Below are 15,247 nucleotides of genomic sequence, written 5' to 3'. Positions count from 1 at the left end.
CGGCGAGCGGACACCTGAAAATGGTCTTTGCAGCCAACCCGTTGCAAGCCGATTTATGGTCCAATACCGCGCCCGAACGGCTATCATGGGTTCCTGGGTAGGAACAGGATTCCTGCCCCGGGTCTTAACGAGACACGTGGCCCCGGACCCGACGAGACGATAAGCAGCGATGACCTCCGATCAGCACCCGCCGGAAAAGATGATGTTTCAGCTCTCGCTGAGGCGGCGGGGCATCAGCGATCAGGCGGTGCTACGAACCATGGAGGAGGTGCCGCGCGATCTGTTCGTCGAGGAGACCGATCGCGACGCCGCCTATCGTGACAGCGCGCTGCCGATCGCCTGCGGGCAGACCATCAGCCAGCCCTTCGTCGTCGCCTACATGACCGAGCAGCTGCAGCTCCAGAAGAAGCACCGCGTGCTCGAGATCGGCGCCGGCTCGGGCTATCAGGCCGCCGTGCTGTCGCGTCTCGCAGGCCAGGTGCTGACCGTCGAGCGCTACCGCAAGCTCGCGGAGGCGGCACGCGCCCGGCTCGAAAAGCTAAACTGTCACAATGTCGAGGTGATGCTCGGCGACGGCCTCAACCTGCCGGCCAATATCGGCCCGTTCGACCGCATCATCGTCACCGCCGCGATGGAGCAGCTTCCGGAGAACCTGGTCGAGCGGCTGGAGGTCGGCGGCATCCTGATCGCACCCATCGGCCCGCACCATGGTGTGCAGACGCTGGTCCGCTTCAGCCGGACCGAAGCCGGGATCGAGCGCAAGGAACTCGTCGAGGTCCGCTTCGTGCCGGCGCTGCCCGGGGTGGCGCGGGAGCTGTAGATTTCCGGATCGGTGCTGTGCCGCCAACATCTTATTGGGAGGGTTAAGCCGTTATTTACTCGCGACGTGTTTACTTAAAAGACCAGTTCTGTTGCGTACGAGTGAGTAACCATGTCTGTAGTCGCCGAGTTGCTTTACTCGCGCCGCGTGCCGCAGGTTGCGGTCTTGGCGCTGATCTCGTTCAGCTTCGCAGGGTGCAGCGCCGACATGCAGTCGCGGCTGTCCCAGTCGAATTTCTCCAATCCTTTCGCGTCTGAGCAGACCGGCTCGGTGCAGCAGGCACCGCCGCCGCAGCGTGAGCTGCCGCAATATTCGCGGCCGCAGACGCAGCCCGGTTATTATCAGTCGCAGCCCTTGCCGCCGCCGGCGGTCTCCGCGCCGCAATCCTATCCGGTTGCGGCGGGTGGCGGCGTGTCCGGAGGCGGTCGCGGCGTCAGCTCCTACGCGCCCCCGGCGCAGCCGCATCTGGAGACCACGGCCACCGTGCCGCCGCGCTCGGTCGCGGCCGCCCAGCCGGCCGGCGGGACCAAAATCATCGTCGGTACCAGCGACACTCTCGACGTGCTCGCCAAGCGCTATCGCGTCACGCCGCAGGCGATCCTCGCCGCCAACGGCTACAAGGGCCCGCGCGCGCTCTCGCCCGGCCAGCAATTGATCATCCCGCATCCGGCCACAGCGGCTGCGCCCGCACCGGCGATGGCTCCTGTCGCGGCGGCTCCCGCGATGGCGCCTGCTGCGAAGCCGGTTGCAGCTGTCGCCGCGCCGCCGAGCACGCACTTCGTCAACCACGGCGACACGCTCGCCAGCATCGCCCGCAAGAACCATATCTCGCCTGTCGAACTCGCCCGCGCCAACGGTCTTGCTCCGTCGGCCAAGCTCAAGCTCGGCACCAGGCTGACCGTGCCGGGTGCCAAGACCGCCGCCGTCGCGGCGCCGGTTGCTGCGGCTCCTGTCGCGGGCACGCTGCAGCCCGTTGCAGTTGCTCCCGCGCCCGCCACCAAGATGGCCGCTGTCGCCGCACCCGTGCAAAGCGCGCGTCTGGCCCAGGCCACGGCCAATGTCGAAGAGAAGGCCGCGGAGGCTCCGGCGAAAGCTGCGGAGACCACGAGCGCGCTGCCGACCTTCCGCTGGCCGGTGCGCGGCAAGGTGGTCACGAGCTACGGCGCCAAGACCAATGGCAAGTCCAATGACGGCATCAATCTCGCGGTGCCCGAGGGTACGCCGGTCAAGGCGGCAGAAGACGGCGTCGTCGCCTATTCAGGCAACGAGCTCAAAGGTTACGGCAATCTGGTCCTGGTTCGGCACTCCAACGGCTACGTCACCGCATATGCCCATGCGAGTGAGCTGATGGTGAAGCGCGGCGATACCATCAAGCGCGGTCAGGTCATTGCCAAGTCGGGTCAATCCGGGGAGGTGGCGTCGCCGCAGCTCCACTTCGAGATCCGTAAGGGATCGAGCCCGGTTGACCCGCTTCAATTCCTGAACGGGGCGTGAGGCGCGGGCCCGCAGAGTAGGGCACGCAATCACCACGAGTATGCTGTCATCGCCCGCCTTGTGCACATTGCGCACTGGTGCGGGCGGTCCAGTATTCCAGAGGCGGCGGTCGCCAAGCCGAGAAGCTGCCTCGAACCGTGGCGTACTGAGGCTTTTGTGGCCGGACAATCAATTTTCGAAAAACAACCCCATGCAAAGTAGCCGACGGCTGCCGGTGAAATGTCCTAATGTCCTGAAGCTGCTTCAGTTTCGATGGCGCAGCGGACTTGGCAGCCGGACCGTCAACGTTGTGACCAGGACCCTTTGATTTAGATCAACCTGGAAGTCTGTCGTTCCGTTTCCGTAGCAGCGCAGGCCAATGACGCACGGGTCCGGAGTTCGGCATGAAGCTGGCTGATACGAAATCGTCGCCTGATTCCGGACAATCGTACCAGCATCCAACAGGTGAGGGGATGCTGTTCGTGCCGGGTGGCACGTTTCGCATGGGTTCGGATCGGCACTATCCGGAAGAAGCGCCGGTCCACCGTGTCACCGTGGATGCGTTCTGGATGGATTGCCATCCAGTGACCAACCGGCAATTCAAGGCGTTCGCCAAGGCTACCGGCCACGTCACCGTTGCCGAGATCGCGCCCGATCCAAAGGACTATCCGGGAATACTCCCGCACATGGTCTATGCGGGCTCGCTGATGTTCTCTCCGCCCGCGCATCCGGTCAGTCTCCGGGACTTCAGCCAGTGGTGGACCTTCGCCAAAGGCGCGAACTGGCGGCATCCCTACGGGCCGGGCAGCGACATCCGTGGGCTGGACGATCATCCCGTCGTGCATGTGGCCTTCAGCGATGCGATCGCCTACGCAAAATGGGCCGGCAAGGATTTGCCAACCGAAGCGGAATGGGAGTTCGCGGCGCGCGGCGGACTGGACGGCGCCGAGTTCGCATGGGGAGATGAATTTGCGCCCGGGGGCCGTCACATGGCCAACACCTGGCAGGGCGAATTTCCACGCCAGAACACCAGGGACGACGGATACGAACGGACATCGCCGGTCACCGCATTTCCGCCGAACGGTTACGGGCTGCACGATCTGATCGGCAACGTCTGGGAATGGACGTCCGACTGGTACTCGCCTCGGCATGAGGCCGACGCTGCAAAAGCCTGCTGCATTCCAGAGAACCCGCGCGGCGGCCGCGAGGCCGACAGCTACGACCCCAGAACGACCAACGTCAAGATTCCACGCAAGGTCATCAAAGGCGGCTCGCATTTGTGCGCGCCGAACTACTGCCGACGCTACCGGCCGGCTGCGCGGCATGCGGAGCCGATCGACACATCCACGAGTCACCTTGGATTTCGGTGCATCAGGCGAGGTGTCTCTATCGCATCATAATGGGAGAGCGAGGCCATGTTGAATTGCATATTCAATGACAAGCCACCCTTTGCCGCAATTCCACCGTTCAAGACGTCCAGTTGCCACAAGAGGTCCTGCGCCTCGCTGCTTGGCGCGACGATATTGATGTCGCTGTCCGGGGCAGCCAGCACGCCGGCGACCGCACAGCCGGCACAGAAACCCAATATCCTCTTCATCATGGGTGACGACATCGGCCTGTACCAGCCGAGCATCTACCATCGCGGCCTGATGGTCGGCGAGACGCCCAACATCGATCGCATCGGCAACGAAGGCGCGATCTTCACGCATTACTATGCCGAGCAGAGCTGCACCGCCGGTCGCAACGCCTTCTTCACCGGCATGCATCCGCTGCGCACCGGCATGATTCCTCCGCAACTTCCAGGCAGCCCGTCCTATCTGCGGCCCGGCACCCCGGCGCTCGCCAAGTTCCTGCTCGATCTCGGCTACAACACCGGCGAATTCGGCAAGAACCATCTCGGCGATCACACCGACGCACTGCCGACCGCGCACGGCTTCCAGGAATTCTGGGGCTACCTGTATCACCTCGATGCGATGCAGGGCGTGAGCTTCCCGGACATCAACAAGTCCCCAACCCAGCAGACTGTTGCCCCGCCATGCAAGAATACGCCGATCCCCGGCATCCCGGAGGTACCGGGCGCGGTCGATCCGAAAACGTCGGTTTGCCTGACGCCTCCGCGCAACGTCCTGTCGTGCAAGTCCGATGGTACGTCCAGGACTCAGCAGTGCATCGACCAGGGCCCGCTGACACTCGAGCGATCGAAGGGTGTCGACGAGGAAATCTCGGCCAAGGTCATCGACTTCATCGATCGCAACGATCCGAAGACGACGGGCAAGCCTTTCTTCGTCTGGTACAACCCTGCGCGCATGCACATCACAACCGTGCTGAATGACAAGTACGCGGCCATGGTCGGCGAGCCCGGCGGCAAGGATTGGGGCCTCAACGAGGCCGGCATGAAGCAGATGGACGACAACATCGGCTATGTGCTCAAGAAGCTCCAGGACATGGGCCAGCTCGACAACACGATCATCGTGTTCACGACAGACAACGGCGCCGAGACCATCACCTTTCCGGACGGCGGCACCACTCCGTTTAAGGGCGGCAAGCTGAGCACCTGGGAAGGCGGCATGCGCGCTCCGGCGCTCGTTCGCTGGCCGGGGGTCATCAAGCCCGGCACCATCAAGAACGACATATTCGCGTCACTCGACTGGCTGCCCACATTTGTCAACATCGCCGGTGGTGCAAAGGGAGACGCGCTGAAGAAGCGCATCGAGGCCGGCCAATATCCCGGCATCGTGAAGACGACGCTCGATGGCGTCGATCAGGCCGAATACCTCTCCGGGCGTTCGGAAACGTCGGCGCGCGATACCTTCTTCTACTATTCGGGCAAGGATCCGTCGGCGGTGCGCTACAAGAACTGGAAGATCTACTTCACGATGGTGTCCGACAACCCGGCGGGCTTTATTGCCGGAGCGCTTCCCTATCACTGGGCCCAGGTCGTCAACATCAAGCGAGACCCGTTCGAGACTTCGATCGGTTCACAATACAAGACGCTCATGGGCCAGGGCGGCACAATCGGCTCCCCTTCGACAGCCTACATCTACGATTGGAACATGCTGCCCATCGGCCAGGCGCTCTGGCTGAAGGAACTCGAGAGCTATATTGCGTACCCGCCGCTGCAGGACCCGGCGAGCTACAATCTCGATCAGGTGATGCAACAGATCAAGCAGGCCAAGACTGCCGGTCGCAGCGACTAGCTGCGCGCCACGAGCGTGATCCGACGAAGCGGGCGCCCCAGGGCGGGGCGCCCGCCAACGGAATGGCAAGCAAGTGATCAAGCAGGCCGCGCCGGGCCAGTAGACACCTCCACAAGCGTCGTCGGCTTCCGGTGCATCAGCGAACAGCGCCAATTGCATAACAACGGGAGGAGCACGTCATGAGTAGCAAGCTTCCGCCAGAAGAATCCCACGACGTTGCGCCGCAATCGGGCGGCGGAATGAAACGCCGCGATCTGCTGCTGAGCGGCAGTTCGCTTGTGGCCGCTTCGGCGCTCTCGGCCGTCGGACTGACAACGCCGGCACAAGCGCAGCAGCCGGCTCCAGCGCCCGCAACGGGGGGACAACGGCCGAACATCGTTTTTATCATGGGTGACGACATCGGCTGGTTCAATATCGGTGCCTATCATCAGGGCATCATGGCGAGCCGGACACCAAACCTCGACAAGCTCGCCGCGGAGGGCATGCGCTTCACCGACTATTACGCCGAGGCGAGTTGCACGGCGGGCCGTGCCAATTTCATCACAGGAGAATTGCCGATCCGCACCGGGCTAACCACGGTCGGCCAGGCTGGCTCCCCGATCGGAATGCCGGCGCAGGCACCGACGATCGCGACCGCACTAAAATCCATGGGCTACGCCACGGGGCAGTTCGGCAAGAACCACCTCGGCGACCTCAACGAATTCCTGCCGACCATGCACGGCTTCGACGAGTTCTTCGGCTATCTGTACCACCTCGACGCGATGGAAGACCCGGCCCACCGCAACTACCCGCAAGCGCTACTGGCCACCGTCGGTCCGCGCAACATGGTTCATTCCTGGGCGACCGACGTCGACGATCCGACGGTGCAGACGCGCTGGGGCAAGATCGGCAAGCAAAAGATCGAGGACTCCGGACCGCTTTATCCAAAGCGGATGGAGACGGTGGATGACGAAATCCTGAAGATCACGTTCGACTTCATCGACAAGGCCAAGCGGGACAACAAGCCGTTCTTCGTCTGGCTCAACCCGACGCGCATGCACGTCGTCACGCACCTTTCGGAAAAATACGAGAACATGCGCAACTCCGAAAACGGCTGGTCGGTTTCCGAGGGCGGATTCGCCCAACTGGACGATATCGTCGGCGCCGTCATGAAGAAGCTCAAGGACGAGGGCTTCGACGACAACACGATCGTCGCGTTCACAACCGACAATGGCGCGGAGAACTTCACCTGGCCTGATGGCGGACAGACGCCATTTGCAGGCGGCAAGGGAACGGCCATGGAAGGCGGTTTCCGCGTGCCCTGCATGATCCGCTGGCCGGGCAAGGTGCCGGCGGGAAAGGTCGAGAACGGCATTATCTCCGGACTCGACTGGTTCCCGACCTTCGTCGCCGCAGCGGGCAATCCGAATATTGCCGACGAGTTGAGGAAAGGAAAGCAACTCGCCGGCAAGACCTACAAGGTCTACCTCGACGGATACAACCAGATGGACCTGATTACCGGAAAGGGCCCGTCTGCCCGCCACTCGGTCTTCTATTTCACCGAGGGCACACTGAGCGCGGTGCGTATCGACGACTTCAAGTATCGCTTCACCGATCAGCCAAGCGGCTGGTTGGGCGCCACGGTCAAGGTTGATTGGCCGATCCTCACCAATATCCGCCTTGATCCCTTCGAACGCACGAACATGCCCAACGGCGCGCAGGGGTCGTTGGCATTCTATAACTGGTTTGTTTACGAGTTCTGGCGGTTCCAGTTCGTGCAGCAGGAGGTCGGCAAGCTCGCCCAGACGGCGATCGAGTTCCCGCCGATGCAGAAGGGGGCGAGCTTCAATCTGGAAGCGGTCAAGGAGCAGATCGAAAAGGCCATGCAGTCGCAGGCTGGCAAGTAGCAGATAAATATGAGGTGAGCGGGCGCTCCGCGTCGGAGCGCCCGCCAACGGAATAGCGAGCAAGTGATCCAAGAGGCCGCGTCGGGCCGGTCACCACCTCCACAAGCCACGCCGGCTTCCGATGCGTCAAGCGAACAGAGCCAATTGCGTAACAACGGGAGGAGTACGTCATGAGCAATAAGCTTCCACCTGGAGATTCCCACGACGCTACTCCACAATCGGGCGGCGGAATGAAACGCCGCGATCTTTTGCTGAGCGGGAGTTCTCTTGTCGCCGCTTCGGCGCTCTCGGCTGTCGGGCTGACAACCGCGGCACAGGCGCAGCAGCCGGCACCCGCGCCAGCCGGGCAGCGGCCGAACATCGTCTTCATCATGGGTGACGACATCGGCATGTGGAATATCGGCGCTTATCACCGCGGCCTGATGGCCGGCCGGACGCCCAATCTCGACAAGCTCGCCGCCGAAGGCATGCTGTTCACCGATTACTATGCCGAGGCGAGCTGCACGGCAGGTCGCGCCAACTTCATCACCGGTGAATTGCCAATCCGCACCGGCATGACCACGGTCGGCCAGGCCGGCGCTGCCATCGGCATACCCGCGCAGGCCGTGACCATCGCCACGGCGTTGAAAGGAATGGGTTACGCCACCGGCCAGTTTGGCAAGAATCACCTTGGCGACAAGAATGAATTCTTGCCGACGGTGCATGGCTTCGACGAGTTCTTCGGTTACCTCTATCACCTCGACGCCATGGAGGACCCCGCGCACCCGAATTACCCGCAGGACCTGCTGAACGTCGTCGGTCCGCGCAATATGCTCCATACATACGCGACCGCCGTGGACGACCCCACCGTGGATCCACGCTGGGGCAAGGTCGGCAAACAGCGGATCGAGGATGCCGGAACGCTTTATCCAAAGAGGATGGAAACCGTAGATGACGAAATTCGCGATCTTGCGCTGAAGTTCATCGAGAAGGCCAAGGCCGACAACAAGCCGTTCTTTCTATGGCTCAACCCGACCCGGATGCACATCGTCACGCATCTTTCACCAAAGTACGAGGCAACGCGCAACTCCAGGAACGGCTGGTCGATACATGAAGCCGGCATGGCGCAGCTCGATGACGACGTCGGCATGGTGATGCAGAAGCTCAAGGATATGGGCGTGGACGACAACACCATCGTGGTCTTCACCACCGACAACGGCACCGAGGTCTTCACCTGGCCTGATGGCGGGCAGACGCCTTTCGCGCAGAGCAAAGGCACCGTCATGGAAGGTGGCTTCCGTGTGCCCTGCATGATCCGTTGGCCGGGCAAGGTGCCGGCCGGCAAGGTCGAGAACGGCATCATTTCCGGTCTGGACTGGTTTCCGACCTTGCTAGCGGCCGCCGGCAACCCGAACATTGCAGAGGAGCTGCAGAAGGGCAAACAGATCGGTGACACGACCTATAAGTGCTATCTGGACGGCTATAACCAGATGGACATGATTACCGGCAAGGGGCCGTCGAACCGGCACGAAATCTTTTACTTCGGAGAGAGCGAACTCGGTGCCGTGCGCATCGACGACTTCAAGTATCGCTTCATCGACCAGCCAAAAGGCTGGCTCGGCGAAAAAACCAAGGTTGACGTGCCCTATTTGACCAATCTTCGCCTCGATCCATTCGAGCGCACGGGCTGGCCCGATAACGGGAGTAAAGAAGGCGCGCAGCAATACTTCGACTGGTTCAAATACGAATTCTGGCGCTTTGTATTTGTTCAGCAGCAGGTGGAAAAGCTGGCGATGACGGCGATCGAGTTTCCGCCGATGCAAAAGGGCGCGAGTTTCAACCTCGATGCCGTGAAGGCGAAAATCGAGGCGGCCCGGGCGGCGGTGGGCAAGTAGCGCCTGGCATCGACTGGTTTCATGGCGGGCGCACCGAATTTCCGTGCGCCCGCTGGGCAATGGAAAGGCGTCGACCATGAAGCCGATCATCCGTTTACCTGCTATCGATCGTCGCGTCCTTCTCTCGTCCCTGGCGATGCTTCCGGTACTGTCCGTTTCACTCCGTTCCAAATCCGCAATGGCACAAGCGCAGAGCGATCCACTGCCATCATGGAACGACGGCGCGACCAAGGCCTCGATCCTCGACTTTGTTGCGCGCGTCACGACGCAGAATGGGCCTTATTTCGTCCCGGTCGACCAGCGCATCGCGACCTTCGACAATGACGGCACACTATGGGTCGAGCAGCCGATGTACGTGCAACTGGCCTTCGCCCTCGACCGCGTGAAGGCCATGGCGCCAATGCATCCGGAATGGAAGACCAAGCAGCCGTTCGCGGCGGTGCTGGACGGCGACCTGAAGGCGCTTGCGGCTTCAGGCGAAAAAGGATTGGTCGAAATCATCGCCGTGACACATGCCGGCATGACCACGGCGGAGTTCGAGAAGATTGTCACGGATTGGTTGGCGACCGCGCGCGATCCCCGCTTCAAGCGGCCGCATACTGAACTGGTCTACCAGCCGATGCTCGAACTGCTCGCCTATCTCCGGGCCAGCGGCTTCAAGACCTTCATCGCGTCGGGCGGCGGCATCGAATTCATGCGGCCCTGGACCGAGCGGATTTACGGAATACCTCCGGAGCAGGTGGTCGGATCGTCGATCAAAACCCGATTTGAGATCAAGGACGGTGCGCCAACGCTCTTCCGGCTGCCCGACATCAATTTCATCGACGACAAGGCGGGCAAGCCGATCGGCATCAACGAGCACATTGGCCGGCGTCCGATCGCCGCCTTCGGCAACTCCGACGGCGATCTCGAAATGCTGCAATGGACGACGCTCGGCGCCAGTGGCGCGCGGTTCGGCCTGATCGTCCACCATACCGATGCGGAACGCGAATATGCCTATGACCGCGACTCGCATTTCGGGAAACTCGACGTCGCGCTCGACGCCGCGGCCGTCAACAAGTGGGCGGTCGTCGACATGAAGAAGGACTGGAAGCGCATCTTTGCCTTCGACTGACATCCTCTAAGGACCCATAAGTGCCATCTGGACGGCAATAGCCAGTGGACATGGTTACCGGCAAGAGGCACCCAACGCATTCCGGACTTGTACACCGACCATCTTTGTCGCCTGCGGCACCGCGTTCGAGGCGCGGACGTCCGCTGTTAACGCAAGAAGGACATCAGCAGGACGTTGGGCGCCGCCTTGGGCGGCACCACGGTCGGTGGCCAATAGGGTTTGGAACCCTTGGCATCCATATTGATCGTTCCGCCGAACGGCGCGGGCGGGTTTGGGAGATATTTGCCGTCTATCGTCGTCGTGGCGCTGAGTGAGCCCGGCGTTCCCGAGATCTGCTGGGCGAAGGTCGGGCCAATTGTGAGAGCCAGAACGGAGGTCGACCATACCAATGCGCGCATGGTGGGAGTGATGTTCATGGTCAGACTCCCTCGAATTGACTATTCGAAGCTAAACCTGCGAACAGCATGCGCCATACGCTTCAGGATGGCCGCATCGTCATCGACCACAATCACGAAGCGCCATCATGTCCGTGTAGCCCCGGTACGGGCGTGCGCCAAGAGTCTTGGCCGACCGTTGATCCAGATCAATGGAATAGTCCACCGTGAGCACAACGAAGGGTCGTTGTTATAAAGGCGGGCTTTGCCGACGGGCGCTGAGAATGTCCGGTGATCGGGACCGACCGGACGCGGCTGGCCTCGCGGTCGGTTGCTGACGAGGCGACGACGTCTTCTAAAAGCGAACATTTCCGGACTAGTGATCAAAGAAGTCTGCACGATGTCGGACCGTGAACCCATTCTCAAGCCCGTTGCGATCGCAGACCTGCGCCCGACCCAGATGACGGTCGGCATTCGGGAGGTCAAGGAGAAGCGCAAGCGCTGGCGCGACGAGAGCAAAGAGAAAGGAGCCGAGTTCCTGGGTAAGCACATGATCCCCGTCGTGCTTGGCCCAAAGGACCGCCACTACGTCATCGATCATCACCACCTGGCGCGTGCGCTCCATGAAGAAGGGGTCGAAGAGGTATTGGTTACCGTGGTGAAAAACCTCAGGACGCTGGAGCCCGATTCGTTCTGGTTCGTCTTGGACAATCAAAGCTGGATGCATTCGTACGACGACGAGGGCCGTCTGCGCCCTTACAAGGATTTGCCGAAGACCGTGGCCGGGCTTATTGACGATCCGTTCCGCTCGTTGGCGGGCGAACTGCGGCGCGCCGGCGGGTACGCCAAGGACACGACGCCGTTCAGCGAGTTCTTGTGGGCGGATTTTTTGCGTCGCCGGGTCAAGCGCAAAACCGTAGAGACCCACTTCGAGGCCGCTCTCGAGCAAGCCCTGGAATTGTCCAAAACCGAGGAGGCGAGCTACCTGCCCGGCTGGTGTGGTCCCGTCTTGGAGGATTGAAGGCATGCCTATCCCGCTCGAAAAATCCGCAAGCGCGCCGAAGACCCGAGGAGCCGTGCTGGCCCGGTGCGAGAGGCTAACGGACAGCGGCATCGACTAGAGGAAAGAGCAGCTCATGGCGCAAACAGAGGCCGACAGAACACTGAGCCATCTGGATCACGAGCTTGTCGCGTCGCTAAACGACTTCCACGATCCGAACCAAGAGTGGCGCCGCCTCTTCTCGGAGCTGCTCGGAACGTTCTTCCTCGTCCTCGTGGCCGCCGGTGGCGGCATGATGGGGCAGGCCTTTCCCGGCACGATCAGCCGTGCCGCTGCGGTCGTCGCACCCGGTCTGATGGTGATGGCGATCATCCTCTTCATGGGCAAGGTGTCCGGCGCTCATCTCAATCCCGCGGTCAGTATCGCGTTCTCGGTGCGTGGCGACTTCCCATGGCGTCGCGTACCGGGATATATCGTCGTGCAGTTGATCGGGGCGACGCTCGCGGCACTGTTCCTGCACGCCGTGATCAACGTGTCGGCCAGCTACGGGTCGAACTATCCCGCGTCGGGATACTCCGCGTCCGATGCGTTCCTGATGGAGGCCGTGCTGACCCTCGGTCTCGTCAGTGTCATTCTCGGCACGGCATCAGGCGCTCAGAACATCGGGATCATCGGCGCGATCGGCGTCGGCGCGTACATTGCACTTGCCGGGCTGTGGGGGAGCCCTATCTCGGGAGCGTCGATGAACCCAGCGCGCACGTTCGGCCCGAACCTAATCGCGACCGACTTCACGAGCTATTGGGTGTATGTCGCAGGTCCACTCGTGGGTGCAGTTCTCGCAGTGGGTGCAGCATGGGTGCTCCGCGGTGCCGGCGGCGGCCGCGCAGGCTCAGGTGCGGCACAGGGGAGCCTTTTCACCGAAGTCGAGCACCCGGAGAAAGGGTGAGGCGCAGGCATAATGGGTCATGAACTCTCGCTGTTCGTGGGTACGTTCGCGACTTTGCTCGCGATAATAAATCCGTTCGAGGTCCTGCCGGTCTATCTGAAGATGCTGGAAGGCAAGGACGCCGCCACACATCGCAAGGTGGCATGGAAAGCTTGCCTCTATGCGCTGCTTCTATCTCTCTTTTTCTTGATCTTCGGAACGCTGATCCTACGCTTGTTCGGCGTGCCGCTGAGCATGGTCCGCATCGTTGGCGGGATCATCCTGATGAAGATCGGCTTTGAACTATTTTCACCATCCGCTTCCGGTGGCGTGATTCCGGCCAGCGGCGCGGATCAGAGCGGTAACATAGCTTTCGTGCCGCTTGCGATGCCGCTCATGTGCGGACCAGGCGCTATCGCCACCATCCTCGGCATGACTGCCACGATTAAGCGATCATCAGCGGAACTGGCCTCTTTCGTAGCGATCGTCGTGGCTATTTTCGCGACGATGGTCGTCACCTACCTGTGTCTGGCATATGCCGGGAAACTTTTCGACAGGCTCGGCGCAATGGGGATCGATGCTATCACCCGAATAGTTGGCTTCTTCGTCTCTGCGATGGGCGTTGCGCTGATCTTCGACGGTATCATCGAGGCATTGCAGACGCATGGTGTGACGATTCTGCGTTGAACTAGCTGTTGGTGGCGCCACGCAAATTCCGGGGCGATCTTGACCTCGGATGTATTCTGCCAATCGGAGATGTGTTATGAACCGAACCGAGTCCAAGGTGGACCGTATTACGCGGCGTCGGGAAGTTGTCCGCCCACAGTACAAAGGACGCGATCATCCACTTCGGACACCGAGACACAAGTCTCGTTGCGCGCCAGGTTGCCGTGTCAATTAACCGGGAACAGCAACGCGACAGTAGTTCGCAGTGACCAGGCCGGAGCGCCAGTCGGACGTATCACGTTGTAATAGGCTTGAATCGATGCGTTGATCGGTTGATCACCCACTCTGAAAACCCGACCGATACCGCCGCCAACCGGCACTGTCCACCGCTCCCCCGACGCCGCGAGCCAATCCGCGGTGATGATGGGTGACGTGTTCAGGTACCAGCCGTGCGCCATGTTGTAGTTGGCGAAGGGCTGGGCGAGGAAGGCGTTGACGGGCGGTCGCAGCGGATTGCCGCCGACCGACCACTGGTTATTGAGCAATACACCGATCACCCAATGTGGCGGCGTGACCACTAACACGGCCGTTGGGCCGAACAAGAATTTACCGGTCCCGAGGATGGGGTCGTTTGCGGACGGAACGGTGAAGACTGGTCCCACGCCCCAGATCAGCGGTCCGGGGTGCACGGGGGACACAAACAACGATTGAGTAATGTCGCCAATCCCGTTGGTGTTGCTGTCGAAGAACGGACTTGGCTGGCTCACCAACGGAATGATGGTACGTGAGATCACGTTCCAGTCTTCGTTTAAATGCATGGGCACGACGGGTTGAATGTTGAGTACTTCCTGGGTGCGATTGAATGGTCCGGTATTGAAATTGGTGTTGCTCTGAAACGGCACGCTGACCAAATCCGCGATCGGGTTTTGTGATTTCTTCTGTAGATCTTCGTCGTCCGAAGGCTCGTGGGAATGCTTCGGCGCCTCGGCCACCGCAGGAAGGCCGCTTTCGAATTTATAATTGATGCCAGCTTTGACCATTTGTAGGTCGCGGTTCAAAGCGACCGAGGGGACGGTGGGAGAACGCCAGTTCGATAGCCCAAGATAATCGTATTCGAGTTTGACGGTCCAATGCGACTTGAAGCCGTATTCGATGCCAGCGCCCGCCAACCAGCCGGTGTTCGTGCTGGTCCCGTTCCAAGTGGCGCCGGGGAGGTTCAAAGTAGCGCTGCTGTTGACCCAGCCGCCGCCAAGCTTGCCGAATACGAGCCATCGATCATTCACGAGGCCGACACGGCCCGCCACGGTGCCGATCCAGTGCTGGTCTACAAAGGCTAATGTCGGAGCAGGAAGGACCGGATGACCGAAGCCGGCTCCATCGAACTCACCTTCGACACCAAACAGAAAGTGACCGGCCTGGAAGTTATAGCCCGCCTGCACGCCTCCAACGAATTCGGTCAGGCCGCCATACAGATTGTTGCCGGGAATGTTCAGGCTGCCGTTGGACCATCCTCCACCGAAGTTGGCACCAACATAAAACCCTCCCCAATTATACAATGGTGCCACGATTGGTGCTTTGTATATCGGAGCTTTGACGGGCAGGTCGGACGCAAGAGCGGGTCCGCTCAACAATCCTGCCGCGATGCAAATGAGGAAAACTTTCTGCACCGTCGCCTCCTCAAGGTCGGCCACAACTCGCAAACATATGACCAAGAAGGTCTCTGACCAATCAACTTGTTTGACCTGCATCAAGCCTAGCTTGCAATGTCGATGCAGGTGACATTTCGGCAACAACGAAATTGAGGATCTTCGTGCCGCTTCGTGTTCTTTAAGTGAACATTGTTGTCTGACTTTGCGATCGTCTCCTGTTTGAGAACGCGCTGGGCGATCTGGCAGTGAAGCATTGGAATTTGTGCCCA

The 15,247-nt window shown here is 61.0% G+C and carries 12 protein-coding genes; 10 read left to right on the top strand and 2 right to left on the bottom strand.

The features are described from left to right. Positions 1–169 precede the first annotated feature (169 nt). The 7 genes from CT676_RS02570 to CT676_RS02540 all read left to right on the top strand — a co-directional run bounded on the left by CT676_RS02570 (position 170) and on the right by CT676_RS02540 (position 10,364). Complete coding sequence (locus CT676_RS02570) at positions 170–820, top strand: protein-L-isoaspartate(D-aspartate) O-methyltransferase (RefSeq protein WP_028152470.1); 651 nt, start codon at positions 170–172, stop codon at positions 818–820. Between the two features lie 111 nt (positions 821–931). Further along, positions 932–2,314 (top strand): LysM peptidoglycan-binding domain-containing M23 family metallopeptidase, encoded by a 1,383-nt coding sequence (locus tag CT676_RS02565; protein ID WP_135213743.1) that lies wholly within the window; start codon positions 932–934, stop codon positions 2,312–2,314. A gap of 383 nt (positions 2,315–2,697) precedes the next feature. After that, on the top strand, positions 2,698–3,693 hold the full coding sequence (locus tag CT676_RS02560) for a formylglycine-generating enzyme family protein (protein WP_135213742.1): 996 nt from the start codon (positions 2,698–2,700) through the stop codon (positions 3,691–3,693). Positions 3,694–3,819: 126 nt separating this feature from the next. Beyond that, on the top strand, positions 3,820–5,490 hold the full coding sequence (locus tag CT676_RS02555; RefSeq protein WP_063986350.1) for an arylsulfatase: 1,671 nt from the start codon (positions 3,820–3,822) through the stop codon (positions 5,488–5,490). 239 nt (positions 5,491–5,729) lie between these two features. Further along, positions 5,730–7,376, top strand: a complete 1,647-nt coding sequence (locus CT676_RS02550) for an arylsulfatase (protein ID WP_167767926.1) — start codon at positions 5,730–5,732, stop codon at positions 7,374–7,376. Between the two features lie 230 nt (positions 7,377–7,606). Further along, complete coding sequence (locus tag CT676_RS02545; protein WP_135213869.1) at positions 7,607–9,250, top strand: arylsulfatase; 1,644 nt, start codon at positions 7,607–7,609, stop codon at positions 9,248–9,250. A 136-nt stretch (positions 9,251–9,386) separates the two neighbouring features. Continuing rightward, positions 9,387–10,364: an HAD family hydrolase gene (locus CT676_RS02540; protein ID WP_244623060.1), complete on the top strand. Its 978-nt coding sequence runs from the start codon at positions 9,387–9,389 to the stop codon at positions 10,362–10,364. A 146-nt stretch (positions 10,365–10,510) separates the two neighbouring features. Here the strand turns inward: CT676_RS02540 and CT676_RS02535 are convergent, their stop codons facing one another. Beyond that, positions 10,511–10,780, bottom strand: coding sequence for a hypothetical protein (locus CT676_RS02535; protein ID WP_343287529.1), 270 nt, complete (start codon positions 10,778–10,780; stop codon positions 10,511–10,513). 358 nt (positions 10,781–11,138) lie between these two features. On the opposite strand from CT676_RS02535, the gene CT676_RS02530 reads away from it, so the two are divergent. The 3 genes from CT676_RS02530 (at position 11,139) to CT676_RS02520 (ending at position 13,350) form a co-directional block, all read left to right on the top strand. After that, the gene (locus tag CT676_RS02530; RefSeq protein ID WP_135213739.1) at positions 11,139–11,759 is read left to right on the top strand and encodes a ParB-like protein; all 621 of its coding nucleotides are present in this window, start codon (positions 11,139–11,141) and stop codon (positions 11,757–11,759) included. A 115-nt stretch (positions 11,760–11,874) separates the two neighbouring features. Beyond that, the gene (locus CT676_RS02525) at positions 11,875–12,684 is read left to right on the top strand and encodes an aquaporin (RefSeq protein WP_071917433.1); all 810 of its coding nucleotides are present in this window, start codon (positions 11,875–11,877) and stop codon (positions 12,682–12,684) included. A 12-nt stretch (positions 12,685–12,696) separates the two neighbouring features. After that, positions 12,697–13,350 carry a MarC family protein gene (locus CT676_RS02520; protein ID WP_135213738.1) on the top strand — a complete coding sequence of 218 codons (654 nt, stop codon included), beginning with the start codon at positions 12,697–12,699 and terminating at the stop codon, positions 13,348–13,350. 206 nt (positions 13,351–13,556) lie between these two features. Here the strand turns inward: CT676_RS02520 and CT676_RS02515 are convergent, their stop codons facing one another. Next, positions 13,557–14,996 carry an outer membrane protein gene (locus CT676_RS02515; RefSeq protein WP_244623044.1) on the bottom strand — a complete coding sequence of 480 codons (1,440 nt, stop codon included), beginning with the start codon at positions 14,994–14,996 and terminating at the stop codon, positions 13,557–13,559. Positions 14,997–15,247 lie beyond the last annotated feature (251 nt).

Source organism: Bradyrhizobium sp. MOS001 (assembly GCF_004634465.1).
Classification (GTDB): Bacteria; Pseudomonadota; Alphaproteobacteria; order Rhizobiales; family Xanthobacteraceae; genus Bradyrhizobium; species Bradyrhizobium barranii.
This window is presented reverse-complemented; position numbering and strand designations above follow the sequence as displayed.